The following is a 21,396-nucleotide window of genomic DNA, read 5'->3' as shown; positions in this document are numbered from 1 at the left end:
CCCCGTCGGTGGCGATCAGGCACCAACGGCAGGATTTGTGCAGTGTTTCCCTAAGTCTGTAAAGCCTGTACAGTCGACATCAACCCCGATCACTATTCCCCTATGAGAATCTCCATAATGAGACCACATTAAAGCATTAAGAGGATGTCTGGTTAAAGATAAGACACCATATTTTTCAGAAAATCTATTTCGATAAGCGCGCAAAGCAGCACTGGAAGAATTCCCTTCAGCAGGATTATCGGAAAAATCAAAGTATGTACATTCAAAAGGATCGTTAAAGTCTTTCAGGTGACTAAACCCTAGCGTATTACTTGATATTATCTTACGTGCAGCATCAAATGAAACATATTTATACAGAATCATTTTTACACCTATTCAAAATATAAAGAAACATAGAAATTGCAATCTAAAACAAAAAGCATTTATGCGTAAATTTTAACGAATTAAAGCATCCTTAACCATTAATAATTACACCACCTTCATCAGCCTCAGCGCGTCATGGATCGCCGCATGGGTATTGCGGGTCGCGACGGCGTCGCCGATGCGATAGAGCTGGAAGCTGCCCTCTTCTGCGCGCTCGGTGTGTTCCGGGCTCGGGCCGTCCGCCGGTTGGGCGAGGCCTGCGATCAGGGCGTCATAGTCTACTGCCCCGCCATTGCGTGAGTGAGGCTTGAGTTCGAAGTAGAGATCTTCCATCGGGCGGGCACCGTAGTTGACCACTACCTGGTCGACGAGGCGCTGATCCGCGTAGGCACCGGTGCCCTTGCCCTGCGCCACGGCGTCATCCAGATAATCACTGCCGATATGGGCGATCAGCTGGCCATCCTCACTGCGCGTGACACTGCCGAGGCGATAGGTCGGCGTGAAGGTGACGGCGAGACGTTGCAGGCTGCGCATGTAGGGCACCAGGTTCATGGCCATGATTTCCGGCGCGAAGGTGCGATCTGGCGTCATCATCTCGAGCCTGGCACCGGAGTTGGCGATCATCTCGGCGGCCTGAAGCGCAGCGTGATCTCCCGCGTCATCAAACAGCAGCACGTTGCGGCCAGGCGTGACATGGCCCGAGAGAATGTCCCAGCTGGAGACGACCAGCTCACTGCCGACCTGCGGCATGTCTTCCTCGGGATAGCCACCGGTGGCCACGATGACGACATCGGGTTGCTCCGCCAGCACATCCTCGGCCTCGGCGAAGACGTTGTAGCGCATCTCGACGCCGAGCGCCTCACAGCGACTGATACGCCAATCGATGATGCCGATCATCTCGCGTCGCCGCTCGCTCTGGGCGGTGAGGCGAATCTGGCCACCCGGCTGGTCCGCCGCTTCCAGCACCACCACCTGATGCCCGCGCTCACCGGCGACGCGAGCGGCTTCGAGCCCTGCAGGCCCCGCCCCGATGATCACGACCTTTCGGGTGACCTCGGCAGGCGTGATGTCATGGGGCTGCTCCAGCTCTCGCCCGGTCGCAGCATTATGGATGCAGTAGGCGGAGCCGCCCTGATAGATGCGATCGAGGCAATAGTTGGCGCCGACACAGGGACGGATGGTCTCCTCCTGCCCTGCCATCAGCTTGCGCACGATGTGCGGATCCGCCATGTGGGCGCGCGTCATGCCGACCATGTCGACCTTGCCAGTGGCGATGGCGTGACGCGCGGTGGCGATGTCCTGAATCTTGGCGCCGTGGAAGGTCGGGAAATCCATCGCTTCGCGAATCTGTCCGGCGAAGTCGAGATGCGGCGCACTGGCCATGCCCTGGATCGGGATGACATCGGTGAGGCCCGCATCGGTATCGATATGGCCGCGCACCACATTGAGAAAATCGACCTGACCGCTATCGCGCAGCAGTCGCGAGACTTCCAGGCCATCGCTGGCATCAAGCCCCCCACTCAGACACTCATCTCCGGTGTAGCGAACGCCGACGATGAACTCGCTGCCCACCCGTGCGCGAATGGCGCTCAACACTTCCATGGTGAAGCGCAGTCGATTCTCGAGACTGCCGCCGTAGGGGCCCTCCAGGGTATTGGTGAGCGGCGACCAGAACTGGTCCATCAGATGGCCATAGGCCTGCAGCTCGATACCGTCGAGGCCGGCTGCCTGCATGCGCTCGGCGGCGTCGGCGTAGTCCTGGATCAGCCGTGCGATATCCCAGTCCTCGACCCGCTTGGGAAAGGCGCGGTGCGCCGCCTCACGACGATGGGACGCCGAGACCGCCGGCAGCCAGTCGGCCTTGTCCCAACGCGTACGGCGCCCCAGGTGGGTGAGCTGGATCATCACCGCGGTGCCATGCTCGTGACAGGCATCGGTCAGCTCGCTGAGCCACGGCACCACCTCATCGCGATACGCCAGGATGTTGTTGAACACCGGCGGGCTGTCCTTCGCCACCGAGGCAGAGCCCGCCGTCATGGTCAGCGCAATACCGGCACGCACACGCTCCTCGTGATAGGCGCGGTAACGCGCCTTGGGCATGCCATCTTCCGGATAGGCAGGCTCGTGGGAGGTCATCATCAAGCGATTCTTGAGGGTCAGATGCTTGAGCGTGAACGGCGTGAGCAGCGGGTCCTGAGCCATGTGGCCTCCTGATGAGCAGACAGCGAGAACAGGGGTGTCTTTATTGCGTACACCTGTGTACATGTGCTGACTATAGTCCTAGGCTTCAGACCATGCGTCGCCGGACACGCCGTTCTCGCCCGCCTGACGCAGCCAGACTCGTCGCTGTCGCAAACAGCATGCTCATGCTGTCATCGCGCGATCGACCTCACATCAGCCCCACCATCCCCCGCCATTGAGGAGACCGCCCATGCCAGAGTCACCATGCGTCCCCCCGGCAAGTGACGGCGCCCAGGCTGCCGGGCGCGGCAAGGCCGAGGACTGGCTGGAAGCCGCCTATCAGCAGCTGTTGCTGGGCGGCGTGGATTCGGTGCGCGTCCTGACACTGGCCAAGACGCTGGGCCTGTCACGCACCAGCTTCTACTGGAGCTTCAAGGACCGCGACGCCTTGCTCACCGCGCTGCTCGCGCGCTGGGATGCTCACAATACCGCCGGCCTGATCGGTCGCTGCGAGCAATACGCCGCCACGGTGGTGGAAGCCATGCTCAATGTCTTCGATTGCTGGCTGGATGCGACACTGTTCGATTCACGCTTCGAGCTGGCGATCCGCAACTGGGCCTCTCAGAACGCGGAGGTCGCCGCTGCCGTCGCCCGCGCCGATCAGGCACGCATTCAGGCGCTGACCAGCATGCTGATGCGCTACGGCCAGCCCGAGCAACTCGCCAACGTGCGGGCGCGCACCACCTACCTGACCCAGATCGGCTATCTGTCGATGCGCACTCAGGAAAGCGTCAGCGAGCGCATCAGCCGCGTCGCCGAGTATGTCGAGGTCTTCGTCGGCGAGCGCTGCGAGCCTCAGGAGCTGGCACGCTTTGCGGCGCGACACCCGGCCTGAAAGGACAAAGCCCTCACCAACGGCAGTCGGCAAGGGCTTGGCAGAAACATCAACGGCTAGCTGTCACCTTCAATGACGCTCGATCAAGCTCTTGGCGCAGGGGCTAGCTCAGGGTTCAGCTTGGAACAGAGCGCGCTCAGAAGGCTTCCCACTCCTCCTCTTCGCGGCGCCGGGAGCCGCGCGTGGCGCTCGCCGGCGTCGGGTAAGCTGTCTGCTCGGCATCCGCCAGCGGCTGAGTGTTCATATGCGACATGGACTGGTGCGACATGGACTGACGCGACATGGCGTGTGTTGTCATGGTCTGTCCACCCGCCACCTTGAAGCCTGACATCAGCTGCTCCAGTGCCTGAGCCTGGGCGCTCATGCTGCGCGCCGCGCCACTGACCTGATTGACCAGCGTGGTGTTCTGCTGCGTCATCGCATCCAGTTCGCTGACCGCGGTATTCACCTGGCCGACGCCGGCACTCTGTTCACGCGCGCCGGCGCTGATCTCGGCGATCATGTCGTTGACACGCTCGACACTGGAGAGAATCTCGGCCATCGCCTGACTGGCGTCCTTCACCTGCGCCACGCCCTGCTGAGTGTGCGAGATCGACTCATCGATCAAGCCGCGAATCTCGCGGGATGCATCACTCGAGCGCGTCGCCAGGGTGCGCACTTCCTGCGCGACCACCGCAAAGCCACGCCCATGTTCACCGGCCCGCGCCGCTTCCACCGAGGCGTTGAGCGCCAGAATGTTGGTCTGGAAGGCGATGCCATCGATCAGGCTGATGATCTCGCTGATGCGCTCGGCGGAGCGATTGATGTCTTCCATGCTCGCCTGCGCCTTGCGCATGTCGTCATTGCCGCGGCGGGCCTGCTCGGAGGTCGAATTGACCAGCTGACTGGCCTGCTGCGCGGAATCGGCACTGTGCTGCACGGTGGTGGTGATCTCCTCCATCGAGGCCGAGGTTTCCTGCAGGCTGGAGGCGGACTGCTCGGTGCGTGCCGAAAGCTCCTCGTTGCCCTGGGCAATCTCGCCGGCGGCCTGATTGACGGCGCCCGTGGTGCCCCGCACCTGACCGACCACTCTGCTCAAGTCCTCGCCGACGCTGTTCATGGCCGCGGTCAGCTTGCCGATCTCATCCTGACGCTGACTGGTGATGCGCTGGGACAGATCGCCCCGCGCCAGCGCCTGAGCCAGTGACACCAGCGCATCCAGCGGACGACTGATCAGACGCCGCTCGAGGAAGTAGAGGATGCCGGCCACGGCCAGCGCCAACAGCAGTGCCAGCCCGAAGACCTGATTGCGGACCTGCGTGATGCCCGCCGTCACTTCCTGCTTGTCGATCGTGGTCGCCACCACCCAGTCCCAGGCGGGATAGTGCTGGAAGCTGGTGATGCGATCACTGTCTTCACCCGCCAGGCGGTAATCGATCTGACCGCTGTCGGCGGCGAAGAGCGGCGCGAAGGCCGGCTCGCCCTGCGCATTCTTGAAGTCCATCAGCGAGCGGCCCTGCCACTGACCCGTCGTCAGCACCTTGCCCTGCTGGCCCGGCGCCGTGCTCGCCACCAGACTGAAGTCCTTCTCATGCAACTGGATATTGGTGATGGTGGCATACAGCTCATCGATCTGCTCGCCGACATCCATCCCGATGAACGAGGCCCCGATGAGGTTGTCATTGAAGTCGGTGATCGGACGATAGCGCGTCATGTAGTGACGGCCCGCCAGATAGAGCATGCCGGTATAGGGCTGGCCGGCATTCAGCGCATCCTTGACCCCACCACTCAGCGTCAGCCCGAGCAGGCTTGAGCCATCTTCGGTCTTGAGGGTGGTGGCAATGCGCACGAAATCCTCACCATCGCGCACGAAGAAGCTGACCGGCGCACCGGTTCGATTGGCGAAGTCGGCCAGATAACCGGATTGATTGTTGAGCATGAAGCCGGCATTGAGCAGCGCCGGTGCATCACGCTCGCCGATCGGCAGACGTCGGTCCTCGATCAGCGTGAAGTTGTCAGGAATGGTCGCCAGGAAGGCATTGAGCATGCGCGTCACGCTGGACTGCATGGTGGTGTCGAACAGCTCGATGGTGTTGGTGATCTGTTGCTGCTGCTGAGCGAGAGCGCGTTCGGTGCCCTCTTCTACCTGCATCTTGCTGGCCGTCGAGAACACCAGGCCCAGCGCCGTGAAGGCCGCCATCATCAACATCAATACCAGCAAGGCGAGCTTGCTGCCGACACTGGCGCGGGCCAGACGCTTTTTTATTGTCATCACTACGCGATACCCCGATCGATCCATGAGAGAAGTATCACGTCTATCGGCCACCGGACTCAGAACTGTAGCGTTGCTGCTGACGAGTGGGTGCTGACGAGTACTGACGACTGGGCTCAGACCAGCGGCGACTGGAGCGCCGCTGGTCAGTACGCCCGCATTCATGACTCTCTCAGCCATCGCCCCTCAGCGTGTCGCGTGTCGCCTGCCACCAGTCATCCAGCATCTGGCGTTCGGCATCGGTCATCTGGGTCATGTTGGCTAGCGGCATGCTCTTGTCGACCACCGTGCGCTGGTGGATACGCATGGCCTGACGCTGGATGTCATCCCAGCCATTGAAGGCCACGCCGGCTGCCGGAGCCGTCAAGCCGATCAAGTTCGGCGTGTCACTGTGACAGCCGGCGCAGCGTTGCTCGACGATATGACTGACCTTGTCTCGCAAGGCCTGATTCTCCCCCGGGGCCTCATTGTCAGCGGCGCTGCTGGCCGCCACAGTTACTGAAGGCGCGCTTGTCTCGGCAGTTGCAGGCGCCGTCTGTGAGCGCGGCGCGCAGAGCAGGATCACGCCGATCAGCGCCAACACTGCCCCTACGGGTACCCACAGGCGCTTGACGCCCTTGTGGTGATCCACCGTGGCGATGCGGATCAGACCGCCCGTCACCAGCAACAGCAGAATGACGCCCAGGCGATAGTCATTGGCATACAGCAGCGGGTAGTGGTTGCTGATCATCATCAGCACCGCAGGCAGCGTGATGAAGGTGTTGTGCACCGAGCGCTGCTTTGCGCGCTGGCCGTGGATCGGGTCCGGCGTTTCCCCACGCTGGGCAGCAGCCAGCATAGCCTTCTGACCCGGGATGATCACATTGAAGACGTTGCCCGCCATGATGCTGCCCATCAGCGCGCCCATCAGCAGGAAGGCGGCACGCCCCGAGAACAGTTCGGTCGCCACCCACGCTGCCAGCGTCAGCCACACACCGACGGCGACGAACAGCGCCCCGGCATGGCGCTTGAAGGGGCTGCGACACAGCGCCTCGTAGCCCAGCCAGCCGCCGACGAGCACGCCCAGAGCGCTGCACACGGCGAGCGTGCCGCTCATCTCGAACACGCGCGTGTCGATCAGGTAGGCGTGCGGCTGCAGCAGGTAGATCAGCGTGAAAAGTCCCATCCCGGAAAGCCAGGTGACATAGGCCTCCCACTTGAACCAGTGGGTCTCGCTGGGCAGCGTTTCACTGACCCCATCATGGCGAAACAGATGATAGAGACCGCCACCATGCACCGCCCACAGCTCGCCGCCGGGGCGGCCATCTACCGCATGAGCAGCAGGCTTTCGCCGGTTATCGAGCCAGATGAAGAAGAACGATGCGCCGATCCAGGCGATCCCCGCCATGACATGCAGCCAGCGGGTCAGCAGCATCGCCCAATCGAGAAGATATGCGCTCATGCCGGCTCCTTAGCTGCCGCGGTAGACACTGTAGGCCCACGGAGTGACCAGCAGCGGAATGTGATAATGGCCACTGGCCTCGAGGGTGAACTCGACCGGCACCCGGCCGAGCATGCCCTTGCCCACCGTGCGGCTGGCAAAGTAATCCCCGACCTGAAACGTCAGACGATAGACGCCGGAGAGATCAGCGGAAGCCTCGGTTTCCTCAAGCAGCGGCGCATCGAGACGCCCATCGGCATTGGTCGTGACCTGCGCGATCTCGTGAAAGTGACCCTGCGCATCCTGGCGCTCCAGGGTGATATGCACACCGCTGGCAGCGATGCCTTCGGCCTGATTGAGCACATGCGTCGTCAGTCTGGGCATGGCGATTTCCTGTTCTTGTGTGGATGTGGCGGGTACGACTCGAATCTGGGCAGATGGAAGCTGTACGAATGAAGACTGTGTTCTGTTTTCTGGCCAGGCCTGCTCTGGCCTGCCGTCAGCGGTTGGTGGTATTGCACCCGATGAGTGCATTGCTGCATTCTGACCGATCGGTCAAGGTGCAGGCCGTATCGCCCCATGACAGACGCCGCTCGGCGCCGTCAGGCAGGTCAGTGGCGATACAGCCTTGTCGTCAACCGCTGGCATGGCGATGCAGCGTGTGACACAGCGTTGGTCAGACGCGTTGCCAGCGACGGCATGCGCCTTGCAAGCTGATGATTCCGTGAGCTTTTCAAACCTATCCCCCTCTCTGGAGCAAGGCGCATGCCAATCGAGACCCCGATGCACTATCTGGTGATGCTGGACACGCTCAACGCCCTGCCACCCGAGGCGCTGGCACGACGCTTGAGTGGTCTCTATGAGCACTCGGACTGGGTGGTGGAACGCGCCGCGGCAGAGCGCCCGTTCGCGAGCATGGAAGTCCTGCTGACGGCGTGTGCCAATGCGGTACGCCAGGCCAGTGATGCCGAGCGCCACCAATTGATTCTGGCCCATCCTGAGCTGGCTGCCGGCAAGCTGGAGACCCTGACGCCCGCCTCGCAGGGCGAGCAGCGTGGCGCAGGGCTCGATCAGCTCGATGACGCCACCCGTGAACGCTTCCTGACGGCCAATGCCGACTACCAGGCGCGCCATGGCATTCCGTTCATCATCTGCGTCAAGGGCCACAGCGCCAGCAGCATTCTCGAGGAACTGGAGCGCCGCCTGCCGCAATCCACCGAGGCGGAATACCAGGAGGCTCTGGCCCAGATAAATGCGATCGCCGCAGTGCGCCTGCCGGGGCTGCTCGAGGCTAGTTAGTGACCAGCGCCCCTGCGGCCGCCAATGGGTGCTGTCTTACGCGTTCTGTCTCATGCGTTCTGTCTCATGCGTGCTGTCCTACACGTGCCTGACGGCCACGGCCTCGATACTGGCGATCAGTGCCGCCAGGGCCTTGGCGACATCGTCTTCGGTCACCGCCTCCAGCGGGTGGTGGCTGATACCGCGCTCACAGCGCAGGAACAGCATGCCCACCGGACACAGATGACTGACCGCCATGGCGTCATGCCCGGCACCACTCGGCAGCCGGAATGGCGCCTGACCGGTAGCCGCGATACCGGCATCGACGGCCTGCATCAATCCCTCGTCACAGGCCACGGCATCGGCCGCATGCGTCTGCTCGCAGTGGAAGGTGAGGCCCCGTCGCGCCGCGATTCTATGCGCCTCGTTCAAGAGTTCATCCAGCGCACGATCCCGCTGCGCATCGTCCAGCGCGCGGATATCCAGACTCAGTGCCGCCCCCCCGGGGATGACATTCACCGCCCCGGGACGCAGCTCGCAACATCCCACGGTCGCGACCAACGAGTGGTCCGCCATGTCAGCGCGCTTGCCCGCCTGGACATCACACGCCAGCGATTCCACCGCCAGTGTCCACTCCGCCGCCGCACACAGCGCATCCTGACGCAGCGCCATCGGCGTGGTGCCGGCATGCCCCGCCTGGCCGACGAAGTTGACCGCGAAGCGTCGCGCGCCGGCGATGCCGGTCACGGTGCCCAGCGCCAGATTCTCGGCTTCCAGCACCGGGCCCTGCTCGATGTGTACTTCCAGATAACCCAGCGGCGGATTCGCCTGCAGGCTGGCCCTGGCAGCCGTCTGCCCGGAAAGCCCGAAACGTTCGAGCGCGTCGCCAAGCGGGATGCCGTCCTCATCCTCTACCCGCTCCCAGTCCGACTGCCAGCGTCCGGCGATGGCATGGCTGCCGAGCAGGGTCGCACCGAAGCGGGCGCCCTCTTCATCACCGAAACCGACCACTTCCAGCGCGAAGGGCAAGCTCTGCTCGCCGGCATCGGCGCGCTGCCTGAAATGTGTCAAGGCGGCCACCCCGAGCAGGACACCAAGAATGCCGTCATAACGGCCGGCGTCCGGCACACTGTCCAGATGCGAGCCGATCACCAGTCGCGGCACGCCGGCTTCGCTGTCAGCGGCAGCGATGAGAGCGGGTGGACACCAGCGGCCCCAGAGATTGCCGGCGCCATCCTGCCAGCTGCGCAGACCGGCAGCCTTGAGCCAGCCAGCCGTGGTGGCATTGGCGGCGGCGTGTTCCGGCGTCAGATAGCGGCGGTTGATCCCGCTGTCGCTGCTCGAGATCGCCGCCAGGGTGTCGCAGGCGGTCAGCACATCGGCGGCCGTTTCCAGCGGCGCGGTGACGTCCGGGGGTATGGATCCGGCATCACTCATGACTGGCCTCCCGCGCTGGGATTGGCACGGCCATTGGCCGCCTGTCTCTGATGCTCCTGATAGAAGTCCAGCGCGGCGCCAACGCCACCGCCGGCCACTGTCTTGACGCCACCCCGGCGCAGAGTCTGCTCCAGCGCCGCCAACGTGGTCAGTACGGTATCGCGACGCGCGTTGTAGCCCATCACGCCGAGACGCCAGACCTTGCCGTGCAGCGGGCCGAAGCTGGTGCCGATCTCGATGCCGAAGTCCTCCAGCATGCTGCGGCGCAGACCATCGCCATCCAGGCCGTCGGGAATCATCACCGCGCTGACGTTGTTCATGCGGTGGGCCTGATCGCCGAACAGCGCAAGCCCCAGCCCCTTCAAGCCTTCGACCATCGCCTGACCATGCAGCGCATGGCGCGCGATGGCGTTGTCCATGCCTTCATTGACCAGCAGGCGCGCACACTCACGTGCGCCATACAGCATGCTGGTGGCTTCGGTGTGGTGATTGAGGCGCAGCTCTCCCCAGTAGTCGAGCACCATGGAGAGATCGAAATAGTTGGAGCGGATGCGCGCGCCCGGCTCCGCCAGACGATCACTGCCGCTGCTGATGCCCGCCTCGACATGCCGCCGGGCATGCACCACCTCCACCGCACGCGGCGACAGCGTCAACGGCGAGCTGCCTGACGGCCCCGCCAGACACTTCTGCAAGCCTGCGGTGACGGCGTCCAGCCCCCACTCATCGGTCTTGAGCGGATTGCCCGCCAGCGAGGCCGTGGCATCGCTGTAGAACAGCACGCCTTCGCGGCGACAGATGGCGCCGATGTCTTCCAGCGGCTGGCACATGGTGGTCGAGGTATCGCCCTGCACCAGCGCCAGCACACTGGGCTTGACCTCGCGAATGGCGGCTTCGATCTGCTCCGGGCGGAACACCTGGCCCCACTCGCATTCCAGCGTATGCACCTCGGCACCGCAGCGCTCGGCGATCTCGCGCAGCAGATGACCGAAACGGCCGAAGATCGGCACCAGCACACGCTCCCCCGGCTGGATCAGCGAGACCAGCACCGCCTCGATACCGGCACGCGAGGTGCCATCGATCAACAGGGTGGCATCATTGGTGGTCTCGAAGACGCCGCGATAGAGCTGCATCGTCTCGTTCATGTAATACGTCATCGCCGGGTCGTACTGGCCGATCAAGGGAGCGGAAAGCGCTCGCAATACACGCGGGTCCGCATTGATCGGACCGGGGCCCATCAGCAGGCGCTGGGGAGGATGAATCTGGTCAAAGGTCGGGCTCACGGTCGCTCCTCGTGCAGCAGGGCATGGAATGCAGGAAGACTCGCCAACTCGCCGAGCCTCATGCTCAGACTACTGCAACAAGTGCGCCAGAATTTCAGAAATGAAACAAATGTTGAATTTCTGATGTATTCGACGGGCGCCCCCGCCCTGTCATGGCGTGCGCATCGAGGGGCAAAAGGCAACCTGGCAACCGAGTGACAGAAAGCCAGCTCGGCAAAAGACGGCATGCCTGCAAGATAACGCTATAACTCTGGTATCCACACTGACCGGTGTCGCTTTGACAGTGCATCCCTTGCCTGCCAGGCACCATGACGGGGCATGAATGAGCTGAATCGACGCTTTCATTACCTGTTTCATGCGCCGGCGCTCACTGCCCGAGGCTGAACTCGCCACATGAGTCTGTTATACAAGGAGGCATCGGATGAGTGAGGGTTGCCTCATCCGACCTGATCATCGCTGCCGGAGAGCCACATGACGCTGGAACAACGCCTGGAACGAGCAACGGAACTGGCCAGACAGGCTGGTGAACGCATGGTGCAAGCGCGCGAGGAGCAGGGTTTCGCGCACCATTACAAGAAAGGCGATGAGCTGGTCACCGACATCGACGTGGCGATCGATACCTTCCTGGCGGAAGCGCTCAAAGCCGAATTTCCCGAGGATGCGCGCCTTACCGAAGAGCTGTCACCCGAGCGGGATGTGATTGGTACCAAGGGTGGCCTGTGGGTGATCGACCCCATCGACGGTACCGTCAATTTTGCCCATGGTCTGCGCCATGTTGCCGTGTCCATCGCCTGGTGCGAGCGCGGCAAGATCCAGATGGGGGTCGTACATGCGCCCTTCCTCGGCGAGACCTTCACCGCCATCCGCGGCAAGGGAGCCTGGCTCAACGGCGAGAGCATCTCGGTCAGCGAGACCGATGAGATGAGCCGCGCGCTGGTCGCGACCGGCTTCCCCTACAACCGTGACAGCCGTCCGCCGCTGCTCAAGCGTCTCTCGGCCATGCTGCTGGTCTGTCAGGATGTACGCCGCAACGGCAGTGCCGCGCTGGACCTCTGTGATGTGGCGTGCGGACGTATGGATGCCTATTACGAAAGCGTTTCCCCCTGGGACTTTGCGGCGGGCCTTCTGATCGCGCGTGAAGCCGGTGCGCGCACGGGGCACCTGTATCGCTGCCCGGACGGCATTCCCGATGAGCTTTATGGCGAGAATATCGTGGTGGCCTCACCGGCCTTGCATGCCCCGCTCAAGCGCCTGCTGGAAGAGGCCGATGCCAGTTCAGGGCTGCCGGGGCTGTAGTGAAGAACTCACATACAGGACTGTAGTGACGCGGCTGTGATGACATGACTTTCATGACCTGACTTTCATGACATGACTTTCATGACATGACTTTCATGACATGAGTTTAATGAAAGACTGCCGCTGCAATACGCAAGAGCCCCGCCAATTGGCGGGGCTCTGTGTTTCTGGCTGGCTGACACTCGGCATCAATCGCCCAGGTTACCGCCCTTCTTCTTGCCCTTGGCGGCCGACTTGCTGGTCGCCTTGCTGCTGTCTTTGCTGGCGTCTTTGCTGGCAGAATCCTTGCTCGCCGGCTTCTTGTCAGTGCTGGGCGCTTTCTTGCTAGAAGCTGCCTTGCCGGCAGGCTTGGCCGCTGGTTTGCTTGATGCTTCCTTGCTGGCTGGCTTGGCGGCGGACTTGCTGGCCGCTTCCCCTTTGGCGCTGGCCTTGCCGGTGGCAGCACCTTGAGGCGCGGTGGCGGTTGATCCAGCCTCAGCAGTCTTGGCAGCGGCTGGCGCCACCGTCGGCTCCTTGAGCAGGCTCAGCCGTTGGCCGATTTCCTGCCACAGGCTGCGATAGCTGACCGCCGGTGAGCTGTTGCGCGAGAAAGTCCCGATGGGCTTGCGCTCGATTCCCATGCGCTCGACCACGCTGGAATACGGGATAAAGCCACTGAGCTGCAACGGATAATCCTGCTTGAGCGATTCCATCACATCCTTGTGCAATGTCTTGCGGCGATCCACCAGAGTGAAGAACGGCCAGACGGGCACATCGAGATCGATCTCGGCCAGATAGGCGTTCAATTGCTCCAGGGTACGCAGCGACAGAACCGTGGGAATGATCGGCACCAGCAGGGTATCGGCAGAGGCGAAGACCTGCTCGGAAAGACTGGAAATGCTCGGCGGACAATCGAGGATGACGAGGTCGTAGTCATCGCGTACCGGCTTGAGGACCTTGCGCAGTCGGGTGCGCTTCTCTTCCTCGAGTATGTGGTCGAGATTGCGGTAGGAGAATTCCGCCGGCAGGACATCCAGGTTCTGATAATCCGTGGAACGGATCACGCGGGACATGTCCTGCTTGCCGCTGATCAGCTTCTCGACCCCGCCCTTGAGCTTGGGCTTGGTACGCACGTAGAAGGTCGCAGCGGCCTGCGGATCAAGATCCCACAGCAACACACGCAGGCCACTGTTGGCGGCACAATGCGCCAGATTGATGGCAGAAGCAGTCTTGCCCACGCCCCCTTTGATGCTGTACACCGCAGCGATTTTCATGGCTCCCTCCCGTCATTCCAGTTTGTGCAACGTTAGCACAATCCGGCGCCATGTCCCTGACTGACAACGGCGAAACGGGAGAAAATGATATGACAGTTTTATGTCAGACAGGCTCTCGCTCATCGACCAGGCCGCGCTTGAGCAACTGGTTCGTGAGGCGATTGAGCAACAATCCGTACATCGGCAGGAACAGCAATATCGAGATGGCCAGCTTGATCGCGTAATCCACCCAGGCGATCTCGATCCAGTGAGCCGCCATGAAAGCATCGGGCCCATTGCGGAACGCCACCGAGAAGAAGGCAAAGGTGTCAGCGAGATTGCCGAACAATGTCGACGCCAACGGCGCGATCCACCAGTGGGCATTGCGACGCAGACGATCGAACACCTGAATGTCGAGCAACTGACCGATCACGTAGGCAATGAAGCTTGCCAGCGCGATACGGGCCACGAACAGGTTGAAGTCAGCCAGTGCCTCTACCCCGGCAAAGCTGCCCGCCTGAAACATCACCGACACCATGTAGCTGACCAACAGCGCCGGCAGCATGACCAGCGCAATGATGCGCCGCGCCTGATGCTTGCCGAACAGACGCACCGTCAGATCCGTTGCCAGGAAGATGAACGGGAAACTGAAGGCGCCCCAGGTGGTATGGAAGCCGAACAGGGTCATCGGCAACTGCACCAGGTAATTGCTGGCGGTGATGATGAGGATGTGAAACAGGGCCAGGGCGACGAGTGCGCGCTGCGTCTGGGCAGACGAGAGGAGTAGCATTGCAGGTCCTTTTTGGATCAAAGCCGTCGTCCAGGGGTGAGGGAACCCTGTCACGAGCGTGTTGAGGTTTGCGTCGTTGATGCTGACATCAGCTGCCATGGCCTGACATCGGCCTTGACGCCTTGTCGCAGCGATTGAGCGCTGCAGGCATGCGTCAGCCGACATGCTTCACTGACAACCGCCGCGAGGCTTGCACATCGCCAGAACGCAAAATGGCCGCGCATCGTATCACGATGCGCGGCCATTGACAGGTACCTGCGGGGAAAATCTGGCCAGATGGTCAGGCCGTCAGTCTCCCCCGGCGCCCCTTACGTTGCAAAGACAGCGATGCAATGAAATCCATGCAATGAAAGCGAGTGTCAGAGTCACTTCTTCCAGATGCTGGCATCGACCTTGCCCTTGAGCTCCGGGAACTGCTCCGGATCAAAGGTCGGCTCCTTGCCGGCCTTATGCTGACGGTCATAATCCTTGAAGATACGGAAGGCCAACGGCGACAGCAGCAGGATGGCGATCAGGTTGATCAAGGCCATCGCGCCCATCGACAGATCAGCGAAGTTCCAGATGTTCTTCAGGCTGGCGACAGCACCGAGCATGACCATGCCGAGCACGGCGAAGCGGTAGACCATGATGACGGCCTTGGCGTTCTTCTTGCCGGCGATGTACTCGATGTTGGACTCGCCATAGGAGTAGTTCGCCACCAGTGAGGTGAAGGCGAACAGCAGAATGGCGATGGCCACGAAGCCGCCACCCCAGCTACCGACCTGTGAGGACAGCGCTGCCTGGGTGATCTGGATGCCGTCATTGCCGCCATCGTTGCCCAGGGTGCCGCTCATGATGATGATGGCCGCGGTCGCGGTGCAGATGACCAAGGTGTCGATGAACACGCCCAGCATCTGGACGAAGCCCTGGGACGCCGGGTGCTTGGTGGTCGCCATCGCGGCGGCGTTCGGGGCGGAACCCATACCCGCTTCGTTGGAGAACAGCCCCCGCTTGATGCCGTTCATCATCGCTTGGGCAATGGTGTAACCCAGCGCGCCACCTGCGGCCTGCTCAAGACCGAAGGCACTGCGGAAGATGGTGCCCAGCGCCGCCGGCAGCTCGGTGATGTTGATGGCCACGACGAAGATGGCCAGCAGCAGATAGAGCAGCGCCATGAGCGGCACGATCAGCTCGGCGGTACGCGTGATGCGCTTCATGCCACCGAAGATGATCGGCACCATGACCACGACCAGCACCACCCCCATGATCCACGGCGGCACGCTGAAGGCCTGCTCCATGGCCAGTGCGATGGAGTTGGACTGCACTGAGTTGAAGGCCAGACCGAAGGCGATGATCAGACACACGGAGAACAGGATCGCCATCCAGCGCTGACCGAGGCCCTTCTCGATGTAATAGGCCGGGCCACCACGGAAGGTGTTGTCATCGTGGGAGACCTTGTAGGCCTGCGCCAGGGTGGACTCGATGAAGCTGGTGGACATGCCGACCAGCGCCGTCATCCACATCCAGAAGATGGCGCCCGGGCCCCCCAGGGAAATCGCCACGGCAACACCGGCAAGGTTACCGGTACCGACGCGCGCCGCCAGAGAGGTCGCCAGTGCCTGGAAGGAAGAGATGCCGCCTTCGCTGCCCTGACGAGACGTGGCCAGCAGCTTCCACATATGTCCGAAATAACGGAACTGGATACCCTTGGTCATGACCGTGAAGAAGAGACCCGCTCCAATGAGCAGGTAAATCAATACACTGCCCCACAGCAGGCCATTGCCTGCATCGATCAACGCCAGAATCGGCGCTGGAATGATGGACGTTGTTTCCGACATGTCGGTCTCGCTTTGGCGGGTTTTTGGTCTTGTCGACGCTGCCAGGGCAACGGAAAGCCCATGGCTTTCCTGCGACTGACAGCGAGCAACCACTACGATCGGGCTGCTCGACATGCTTTGGTGAGCGCCATTCTTCATATCCCACGGGGATAAGCAAGAAGAGCCCACTGTAAAGCGGACTTCTACGCCCGAATTCTAGGGGAAAAATAGCGCAACGGCGGTGTTTTTCACTGCCACCTAGACTTTAGATGAACACGGTAATGTTTCACGTCTTGTTTGGCTCGGGCATAATGCGCCCCCTTCCGGAAGTCGCCGCCTGCCAGTGGCGGCCCAGGACTTATCGGGCGCAGGCTCGCGACTCATCGATTGCCGTTGCGCAACGGCGATCCCGCGAGTGTGCGCTGCGATCAGGCGGTGCAACTCCCTGACACCCACGCACCATAACCGCCATAACGGCACCCGGTAGCGCGCTTTGTCCCGGCGCCTGCCTTTGATTACAGGTGATACATGGAACTGACCAGCTACGCGGCGTCCCCGCTTTCGCTGCTCGCCCCGATCATAGCCATCGGTCTCGCAATACTGACACGTCGTGTCATGCTCTCCCTCGGGCTGGGTATCGTGTCAGGCGCCCTGCTGCTGAATGATTTCTCGCCGCTCGTCACGCTGCACTATCTCTGGCAGCAGCTGGTGGCCGTCTTCATCGAGATGCCGGACAGCGGTCAGCTTGCCGAGGCCAGCCTCAACAGCTGGAACGTCTATATCCTGCTGTTCCTGCTGGCACTGGGAGCCATGGTCGGCGTGATCACGCTGGCAGGCGGCACCCGTGCCTTCGGCAACTGGGCGCGGGCGCGTGTCACTACCCGCCGTGGCTCGCAGCTGATGACCGTGCTGCTGGGGGTATTCATCTTCATCGATGATTATTTCAATAGTCTGGCAGTGGGCAATATCTGTCGTCCGCTGACCGATCGTCAGGGGCTGTCGCGCGCGCGCCTAGCCTATCTGATCGATTCCACCGCCGCGCCCATCTGCGTGTTGACGCCGATCTCGAGCTGGGGTGCCTACATCATCAGCCTGATCGCCGGAATCCTGGCGACGCACCACATCACGGATGTGAGTCCGTTCGGTGCCTTCCTCGAGCTGTCCGCCCTCAACTACTACGCGATTGCGGCGCTGGTGCTGGTGATCGCCTCGGCGTGGTTCGACATCAACTTCGGTGCCATGCGCCGTCATGCCATCGCGGCGCGCGACGGTGAGCTTTTCGATGCCAAGCGCGGCAATCCGCCGGGCAACACTCACGTGGAAGAATCCGAGCGTGGCCGCCCCATGGACCTGCTGATCCCGATCATCGTGCTGGTCATCGCGACCTTCTTCATGATCGTGCAGACCGGCGCCAGCGCACTGGCCGCCGAGGGTGAGGCCTTCGGCCTGATTCGCGCCTTCGAGCTGACGGATGTCGCCAAGTCGCTGATCACCGGCGGCGCCATCGGCCTGCTGGCCGCGGTAGTGATGCTGCTGCGTCATCGCATGGGCGCTGGTCGCAGCCTGAGCGCCATCGCCCAGGGCGCCAGCTCCATGCTGCCGGCCGTCTATATCCTCGTCTTCGCCTGGTTGCTGACCGGCATCATCGGCTCTCTGGGAACCGGCCAGTACCTGGCCACGCTGGTCGAGGGCGTCGTGTCTCCAACCTGGCTGCCGATGCTGCTGTTCGTGCTCTCCGGCCTGATGGCCTTTGCCACCGGCACCAGCTGGGGCACCTTCGGCATCATGCTGCCCATCGCCGGTGACATGGCGGCCGCCACCGAGCTCGCCATGATGTTGCCGATGATGGGCGCGGTGCTGGCCGGCTCCGTGTTCGGGGATCACTGCTCGCCGATTTCCGACACCACCATCCTGTCCTCGACGGGGGCCAGCTGCCATCACATCGATCACGTGATGACCCAGTTGCCCTACGCCCTGCTGGGTGCCGCTATCTCGCTGATCGCTTACCTGGTGATGGGCCTGACCGACAGTACCCTGTTCGGCTGGTTGAGCCTGGCGGGTCTGCTGGTCATCAGCATTGCCTGGCTTGCACGCCGCGAGATGGCCAATCCGGTCGTGGCACGCACCTGATGCAATAATCGCTGCCTTGCTGAAAAAAAGCCCCCGCCATGTCTCATGGCGGGGGCTTTTTCATTATTGGAGCAGCGCGGGCCGCGTCATGCGTCCGCGATATCACTTCTTCGACTCACGCGCTACGTGCCTCACTCGCCTGACCGACGCCCGCCTCGCTCAGCGCCTCACGCACATCTTCCAGGCTTGAGGGGTCATCTATCGTCGAGGGCACCTGGTATTGCTCGCCCGCGGCGATCTGACGGATCATCTTGCGTAGTATCTTGCCTGAGCGCGTCTTGGGTAGACGCTCGACGATCAGCACCTCCTTGAGCGAGGCAAAGGCCCCGATTTCCTGGCGTATCCGCTGGGCAAGCTCGGCGCACAGGCTGGCTTCATCCCCCTGCCAGCCATCCTTGAGAATCACCAGTCCCAACGGCATCTCGCCCTTGAGCGAATCCTCGATGCCGATCACCGCACATTCCGCGATCGCGGCATGTGCACCGAGCACCTGCTCCATTTCACCCGTCGACAGGCGATGCCCCGCCACGTTGATGACATCGTCAATGCGTCCCATCACGAACAGATAGCCCTGCTCATCGAAGTAGCCGCCATCACCGGACAGGTAATAGCCGGGGTAGGCGGCAAGATAGGCAGCATGGAAGCGTCCGGGGTCCTGATAGAGTCCGGTCAGGCAGCCCGGCGGCAGCGGCTGACGCAGCACGACATTGCCCTGCTCTCCCATGGGCACCTCATCCCCCATGCCATCGAGAATCTGCACATTGAAGCCCGGCAACGGCCAGGTGGCGCTACCGGCACGCGCCTCGGCCGGCGCCTTCACCTCGCGGCTGCCTTCGGTGAACATGTCGAGGCCCAGCAGGTTGCCGGCGATGGGCCAGCCGGTTTCGGTCTGCCACCAGTGATCGACGACCGGCACCGGCAGGAGATCGGCGAGCCAGTGATAGGTCGGCGGGTCCAGTCGCTCTCCGGCCAGGAACAGACTGCGCAGGCTGGAAAGGTCGTAATTGGCCATATGACTGGCTTCCGGGTCTTCCTTCTTCATGGCACGAAACGCCGTCGGCGCAGTGAAGAAGCAGTTGATGCGGTATTCCTCGATCAAGCGCCAGAAGGCTCCGGCATCCGGGGTCTTGACCGGCTTGCCCTCATACATGACGGTACTGGCCCCCATCAGCAGCGGGCCATAGACGATATAGGAGTGCCCGACGACCCAGCCGATGTCCGAGGCCGCCATGAAGGTATCCCCGGGGCGGGTCGCATAGAGAAGCTCCATTGAATAATGCAGCGCCACGGCGTAACCGGCGTGATCACGCACCACTCCCTTGGGCTTGCCGGTGGTGCCGGAGGTATAGAGGACATAGAGAGGTTCGCTGCCCAGCATGCTGACCGCTTCGGTGGCCTGGGCGCTGGCCAGACATTCATGCCAGTCATGATCACGCGGCCCGAGTGTCGCCCGCTGCTGTTCACGCTGCAGGATCAGACAGGCTTGCGGGGTATGCTCGGCAAGCTCGATGGCTTCATCCAGCCAGGGCTTGTAGGGAATGATGCGATCGACTTCCACCCCGCAGGACGCCGCCATGATCACCTTGGGCGCGGCGTCATCGATACGTACCGCCAGCTCCTTGGGGGAAAAGCCGCCGAAGACCACTGAATGCACCGCCCCGAGACGTGCACAGGCCAGCATCGCCATCATGGCCTCGGCGACCATCGGCATGTAGAGCACGACACGGTCGCCCTTCTCCACCCCGAGATTGCGCAATGCCCCCGCCAACAGGGCCACCTCATCACGCAGCTCACGAAACGTGTACTGCCGCTTGCTCTGGGTGACCGGCGAATCCCAGTACAACGCGACCTGATCCGCGCGCCCATTGGCGACATGATGATCCAGCGCGGCATGGCAGATGTTCATCTCGCCATCGATGAACCAGCGTGCATGCTGTTGCTCATCCCAGGCCAGAATGGTCTGCGGCGGGCGAAACCAGGCGATGCGTTGCGCCTGCTCAGCCCAGAAGTCTTCTGGCGTCTCGTTGGCTCTCGCCGTCAGAGCTAGATAACGCTCGCGTGCACAGGAGTGATTGGCGTCGGGCATGGCGTACCTCGTGATCCACGAATGGCTTTGTGGGCATCTCTTGCCTGCCCTGACGCAAGGCCTTGTCTCCGGGGCCCGTTGACCGGACCTCTTTTCATGTCGTCATTGATGTCGCTCGCCAACGGCGATGCGACAGACGACGATGGAGGAAGGACAGGCAGTACAGAGACACCTGAACCGATAGTTACGTTGAAACCTTAGGCCAAAAATCGCCCTTCAAACGTGCTCGGCTCACCGTTTTCAGCGTCTGATGGTCTTATACTCAATCCTTGGTCGCAGACGACCTGACAGCATGAAAGGCGTCATTCGCGCAATAAAACATACGCTTGAACGCGGTCTCACAGCAGATGCGACAAAAAGTCAAAGCCTGAGAACGACAAAGTCGATGATTTATCGTTTAAGATTGTCTTGGACGTAGCACGCGGAGTTATTGATCATTCACTAAAACAAGGTTAGGTCATAACAACATGCCAATGGCCCATTGCGTCCCTCGGGATGCACCAAGATAGACCGACCGGGAGAGACCGCATGAACGCAACACTTTCTACAGCTGCAAGGAATAACCCCATGCCAGTGTCCAGCGATGCCATCACCCTGCACCAGGCCGGTGACCGCGTCATCGAAGAAGCCACTGCCCTGCTCAAGGCGATGGGCAACGAGAACCGCCTGCGCATCCTGTGCCTGCTCAGCGACAGCGAAATGTCGGTGAGCGAGCTCAACTCGCGCCTGGAACTGTCGCAGTCCGCGCTGTCGCAGCATCTGGCGATTCTGCGTCGTGAAGGCATGGTGCGGACGCGCCGCGCTTCGCAGACCATCTACTATTCGCTGCAAGGCCCCAATGCCGCAGGTGTCATTCGTGCCCTGCAGGACCTCTATAACTGAAAAAGGGCGCCAGCCGGTGACTGACGCCCTTTGAGGGGAATGTCGCTGAGTCACGCTGATCGTGACCCGCTAGACATCT

Annotated in this window: 16 protein-coding genes; 5 read left to right on the top strand and 11 right to left on the bottom strand. The window is 61.9% G+C overall.

Annotated elements, in window-relative coordinates:
- Positions 1–15 precede the first annotated feature (15 nt).
- Positions 16–363 carry a DUF2971 domain-containing protein gene (locus QD208_RS07045; protein WP_279836339.1) on the bottom strand — a complete coding sequence of 116 codons (348 nt, stop codon included), beginning with the start codon at positions 361–363 and terminating at the stop codon, positions 16–18.
- 105 nt (positions 364–468) lie between these two features.
- A complete protein-coding gene (locus tag QD208_RS07040) occupies positions 469–2,565 on the bottom strand; it encodes an NADH:flavin oxidoreductase (RefSeq protein WP_279836338.1) in 2,097 nt (698 codons plus the stop codon).
- Positions 2,566–2,794: 229 nt separating this feature from the next.
- Here QD208_RS07040 and QD208_RS07035 point away from each other — a divergent pair, with 229 nt between their 5' ends.
- Positions 2,795–3,439 carry a TetR/AcrR family transcriptional regulator gene (locus QD208_RS07035; RefSeq protein ID WP_279836336.1) on the top strand — a complete coding sequence of 215 codons (645 nt, stop codon included), beginning with the start codon at positions 2,795–2,797 and terminating at the stop codon, positions 3,437–3,439.
- Between the two features lie 136 nt (positions 3,440–3,575).
- On the opposite strand, the gene QD208_RS07030 is transcribed toward QD208_RS07035, so the two are convergent.
- The 3 genes from QD208_RS07030 to uraH all read right to left on the bottom strand — a co-directional run bounded on the left by QD208_RS07030 (position 3,576) and on the right by uraH (position 7,494).
- Positions 3,576–5,717 carry a methyl-accepting chemotaxis protein gene (locus QD208_RS07030; protein WP_279836335.1) on the bottom strand — a complete coding sequence of 714 codons (2,142 nt, stop codon included), beginning with the start codon at positions 5,715–5,717 and terminating at the stop codon, positions 3,576–3,578.
- Positions 5,718–5,862: 145 nt separating this feature from the next.
- Positions 5,863–7,131, bottom strand: a complete 1,269-nt coding sequence (locus QD208_RS07025; RefSeq protein WP_279836334.1) for a urate hydroxylase PuuD — start codon at positions 7,129–7,131, stop codon at positions 5,863–5,865.
- Positions 7,132–7,140: 9 nt separating this feature from the next.
- Positions 7,141–7,494: a hydroxyisourate hydrolase gene (gene uraH, locus QD208_RS07020; protein ID WP_153635690.1), complete on the bottom strand. Its 354-nt coding sequence runs from the start codon at positions 7,492–7,494 to the stop codon at positions 7,141–7,143.
- A gap of 381 nt (positions 7,495–7,875) precedes the next feature.
- Here uraH and uraD point away from each other — a divergent pair, with 381 nt between their 5' ends.
- The gene (gene uraD, locus QD208_RS07015) at positions 7,876–8,409 is read left to right on the top strand and encodes a 2-oxo-4-hydroxy-4-carboxy-5-ureidoimidazoline decarboxylase (RefSeq protein WP_153635689.1); all 534 of its coding nucleotides are present in this window, start codon (positions 7,876–7,878) and stop codon (positions 8,407–8,409) included.
- A 78-nt stretch (positions 8,410–8,487) separates the two neighbouring features.
- On the opposite strand, the gene QD208_RS07010 is transcribed toward uraD, so the two are convergent.
- Both QD208_RS07010 and QD208_RS07005 read right to left on the bottom strand, forming a co-directional pair.
- On the bottom strand, positions 8,488–9,825 hold the full coding sequence (locus tag QD208_RS07010; protein WP_153635688.1) for an allantoate amidohydrolase: 1,338 nt from the start codon (positions 9,823–9,825) through the stop codon (positions 8,488–8,490).
- Positions 9,822–11,105: an alanine--glyoxylate aminotransferase family protein gene (locus QD208_RS07005; RefSeq protein WP_277876254.1), complete on the bottom strand. Its 1,284-nt coding sequence runs from the start codon at positions 11,103–11,105 to the stop codon at positions 9,822–9,824. The genes QD208_RS07010 and QD208_RS07005 overlap by 4 nt, the downstream gene beginning before the upstream one ends.
- Before the next feature lie 471 nt (positions 11,106–11,576).
- On the opposite strand from QD208_RS07005, the gene QD208_RS07000 reads away from it, so the two are divergent.
- On the top strand, positions 11,577–12,401 hold the full coding sequence (locus QD208_RS07000; protein ID WP_153635687.1) for an inositol monophosphatase family protein: 825 nt from the start codon (positions 11,577–11,579) through the stop codon (positions 12,399–12,401).
- 188 nt (positions 12,402–12,589) lie between these two features.
- Here QD208_RS07000 and QD208_RS06995 read toward each other — a convergent pair whose 3' ends face one another.
- From QD208_RS06995 to QD208_RS06985, 3 genes are all read right to left on the bottom strand, one after another.
- Positions 12,590–13,654, bottom strand: a complete 1,065-nt coding sequence (locus QD208_RS06995) for a ParA family protein (protein ID WP_324692383.1) — start codon at positions 13,652–13,654, stop codon at positions 12,590–12,592.
- Positions 13,655–13,757: 103 nt separating this feature from the next.
- On the bottom strand, positions 13,758–14,423 hold the full coding sequence (locus tag QD208_RS06990; RefSeq protein WP_043332715.1) for a 7-cyano-7-deazaguanine/7-aminomethyl-7-deazaguanine transporter: 666 nt from the start codon (positions 14,421–14,423) through the stop codon (positions 13,758–13,760).
- 365 nt (positions 14,424–14,788) lie between these two features.
- On the bottom strand, positions 14,789–16,240 hold the full coding sequence (locus QD208_RS06985; RefSeq protein WP_043332717.1) for a sodium:alanine symporter family protein: 1,452 nt from the start codon (positions 16,238–16,240) through the stop codon (positions 14,789–14,791).
- A 507-nt stretch (positions 16,241–16,747) separates the two neighbouring features.
- Here QD208_RS06985 and QD208_RS06980 point away from each other — a divergent pair.
- Positions 16,748–18,349, top strand: coding sequence for a Na+/H+ antiporter NhaC family protein (locus tag QD208_RS06980; RefSeq protein WP_279836331.1), 1,602 nt, complete (start codon positions 16,748–16,750; stop codon positions 18,347–18,349).
- Positions 18,350–18,464: 115 nt separating this feature from the next.
- Here the strand turns inward: QD208_RS06980 and QD208_RS06975 are convergent, their stop codons facing one another.
- The gene (locus tag QD208_RS06975; protein WP_279836329.1) at positions 18,465–20,435 is read right to left on the bottom strand and encodes an acetate--CoA ligase; all 1,971 of its coding nucleotides are present in this window, start codon (positions 20,433–20,435) and stop codon (positions 18,465–18,467) included.
- Between the two features lie 567 nt (positions 20,436–21,002).
- On the opposite strand from QD208_RS06975, the gene QD208_RS06970 reads away from it, so the two are divergent.
- Entirely contained in the window at positions 21,003–21,317 is a 315-nt protein-coding gene (locus QD208_RS06970) for a metalloregulator ArsR/SmtB family transcription factor (protein ID WP_054556050.1), read from the top strand.
- Positions 21,318–21,396 lie beyond the last annotated feature (79 nt).

Origin of the sequence: Cobetia sp. 29-18-1, from assembly GCF_029846405.1 — a bacterium.
Lineage (GTDB): Bacteria > Pseudomonadota > Gammaproteobacteria > Pseudomonadales > Halomonadaceae > Cobetia > Cobetia amphilecti.
This window is presented reverse-complemented; position numbering and strand designations above follow the sequence as displayed.

Excerpts from the sequence above, each read along its gene's own strand:
- uraH (WP_153635690.1), bottom strand. The coding sequence starts at position 7,494 with ATGCCCAGACTGACGACGCATGTGCTCAATCAGGCCGAAGGCATCGCT.
- QD208_RS07000 (WP_153635687.1), top strand. The coding sequence starts at position 11,577 with ATGACGCTGGAACAACGCCTGGAACGAGCAACGGAACTGGCCAGACAG.
- QD208_RS07040 (WP_279836338.1), bottom strand. The coding sequence starts at position 2,565 with ATGGCTCAGGACCCGCTGCTCACGCCGTTCACGCTCAAGCATCTGACC.
- QD208_RS06970 (WP_054556050.1), top strand. The coding sequence starts at position 21,003 with ATGCCAGTGTCCAGCGATGCCATCACCCTGCACCAGGCCGGTGACCGC.
- QD208_RS07035 (WP_279836336.1), top strand. The coding sequence starts at position 2,795 with ATGCCAGAGTCACCATGCGTCCCCCCGGCAAGTGACGGCGCCCAGGCT.
- QD208_RS06995 (WP_324692383.1), bottom strand. The coding sequence starts at position 13,654 with ATGAAAATCGCTGCGGTGTACAGCATCAAAGGGGGCGTGGGCAAGACT.
- QD208_RS07045 (WP_279836339.1), bottom strand. The coding sequence starts at position 363 with ATGATTCTGTATAAATATGTTTCATTTGATGCTGCACGTAAGATAATA.
- QD208_RS06990 (WP_043332715.1), bottom strand. The coding sequence starts at position 14,423 with ATGCTACTCCTCTCGTCTGCCCAGACGCAGCGCGCACTCGTCGCCCTG.
- uraD (WP_153635689.1), top strand. The coding sequence starts at position 7,876 with ATGCCAATCGAGACCCCGATGCACTATCTGGTGATGCTGGACACGCTC.
- QD208_RS07025 (WP_279836334.1), bottom strand. The coding sequence starts at position 7,131 with ATGAGCGCATATCTTCTCGATTGGGCGATGCTGCTGACCCGCTGGCTG.
- QD208_RS07010 (WP_153635688.1), bottom strand. The coding sequence starts at position 9,825 with ATGAGTGATGCCGGATCCATACCCCCGGACGTCACCGCGCCGCTGGAA.
- QD208_RS06985 (WP_043332717.1), bottom strand. The coding sequence starts at position 16,240 with ATGTCGGAAACAACGTCCATCATTCCAGCGCCGATTCTGGCGTTGATC.
- QD208_RS07030 (WP_279836335.1), bottom strand. The coding sequence starts at position 5,717 with ATGGATCGATCGGGGTATCGCGTAGTGATGACAATAAAAAAGCGTCTG.
- QD208_RS06975 (WP_279836329.1), bottom strand. The coding sequence starts at position 20,435 with ATGCCCGACGCCAATCACTCCTGTGCACGCGAGCGTTATCTAGCTCTG.
- QD208_RS06980 (WP_279836331.1), top strand. The coding sequence starts at position 16,748 with ATGGAACTGACCAGCTACGCGGCGTCCCCGCTTTCGCTGCTCGCCCCG.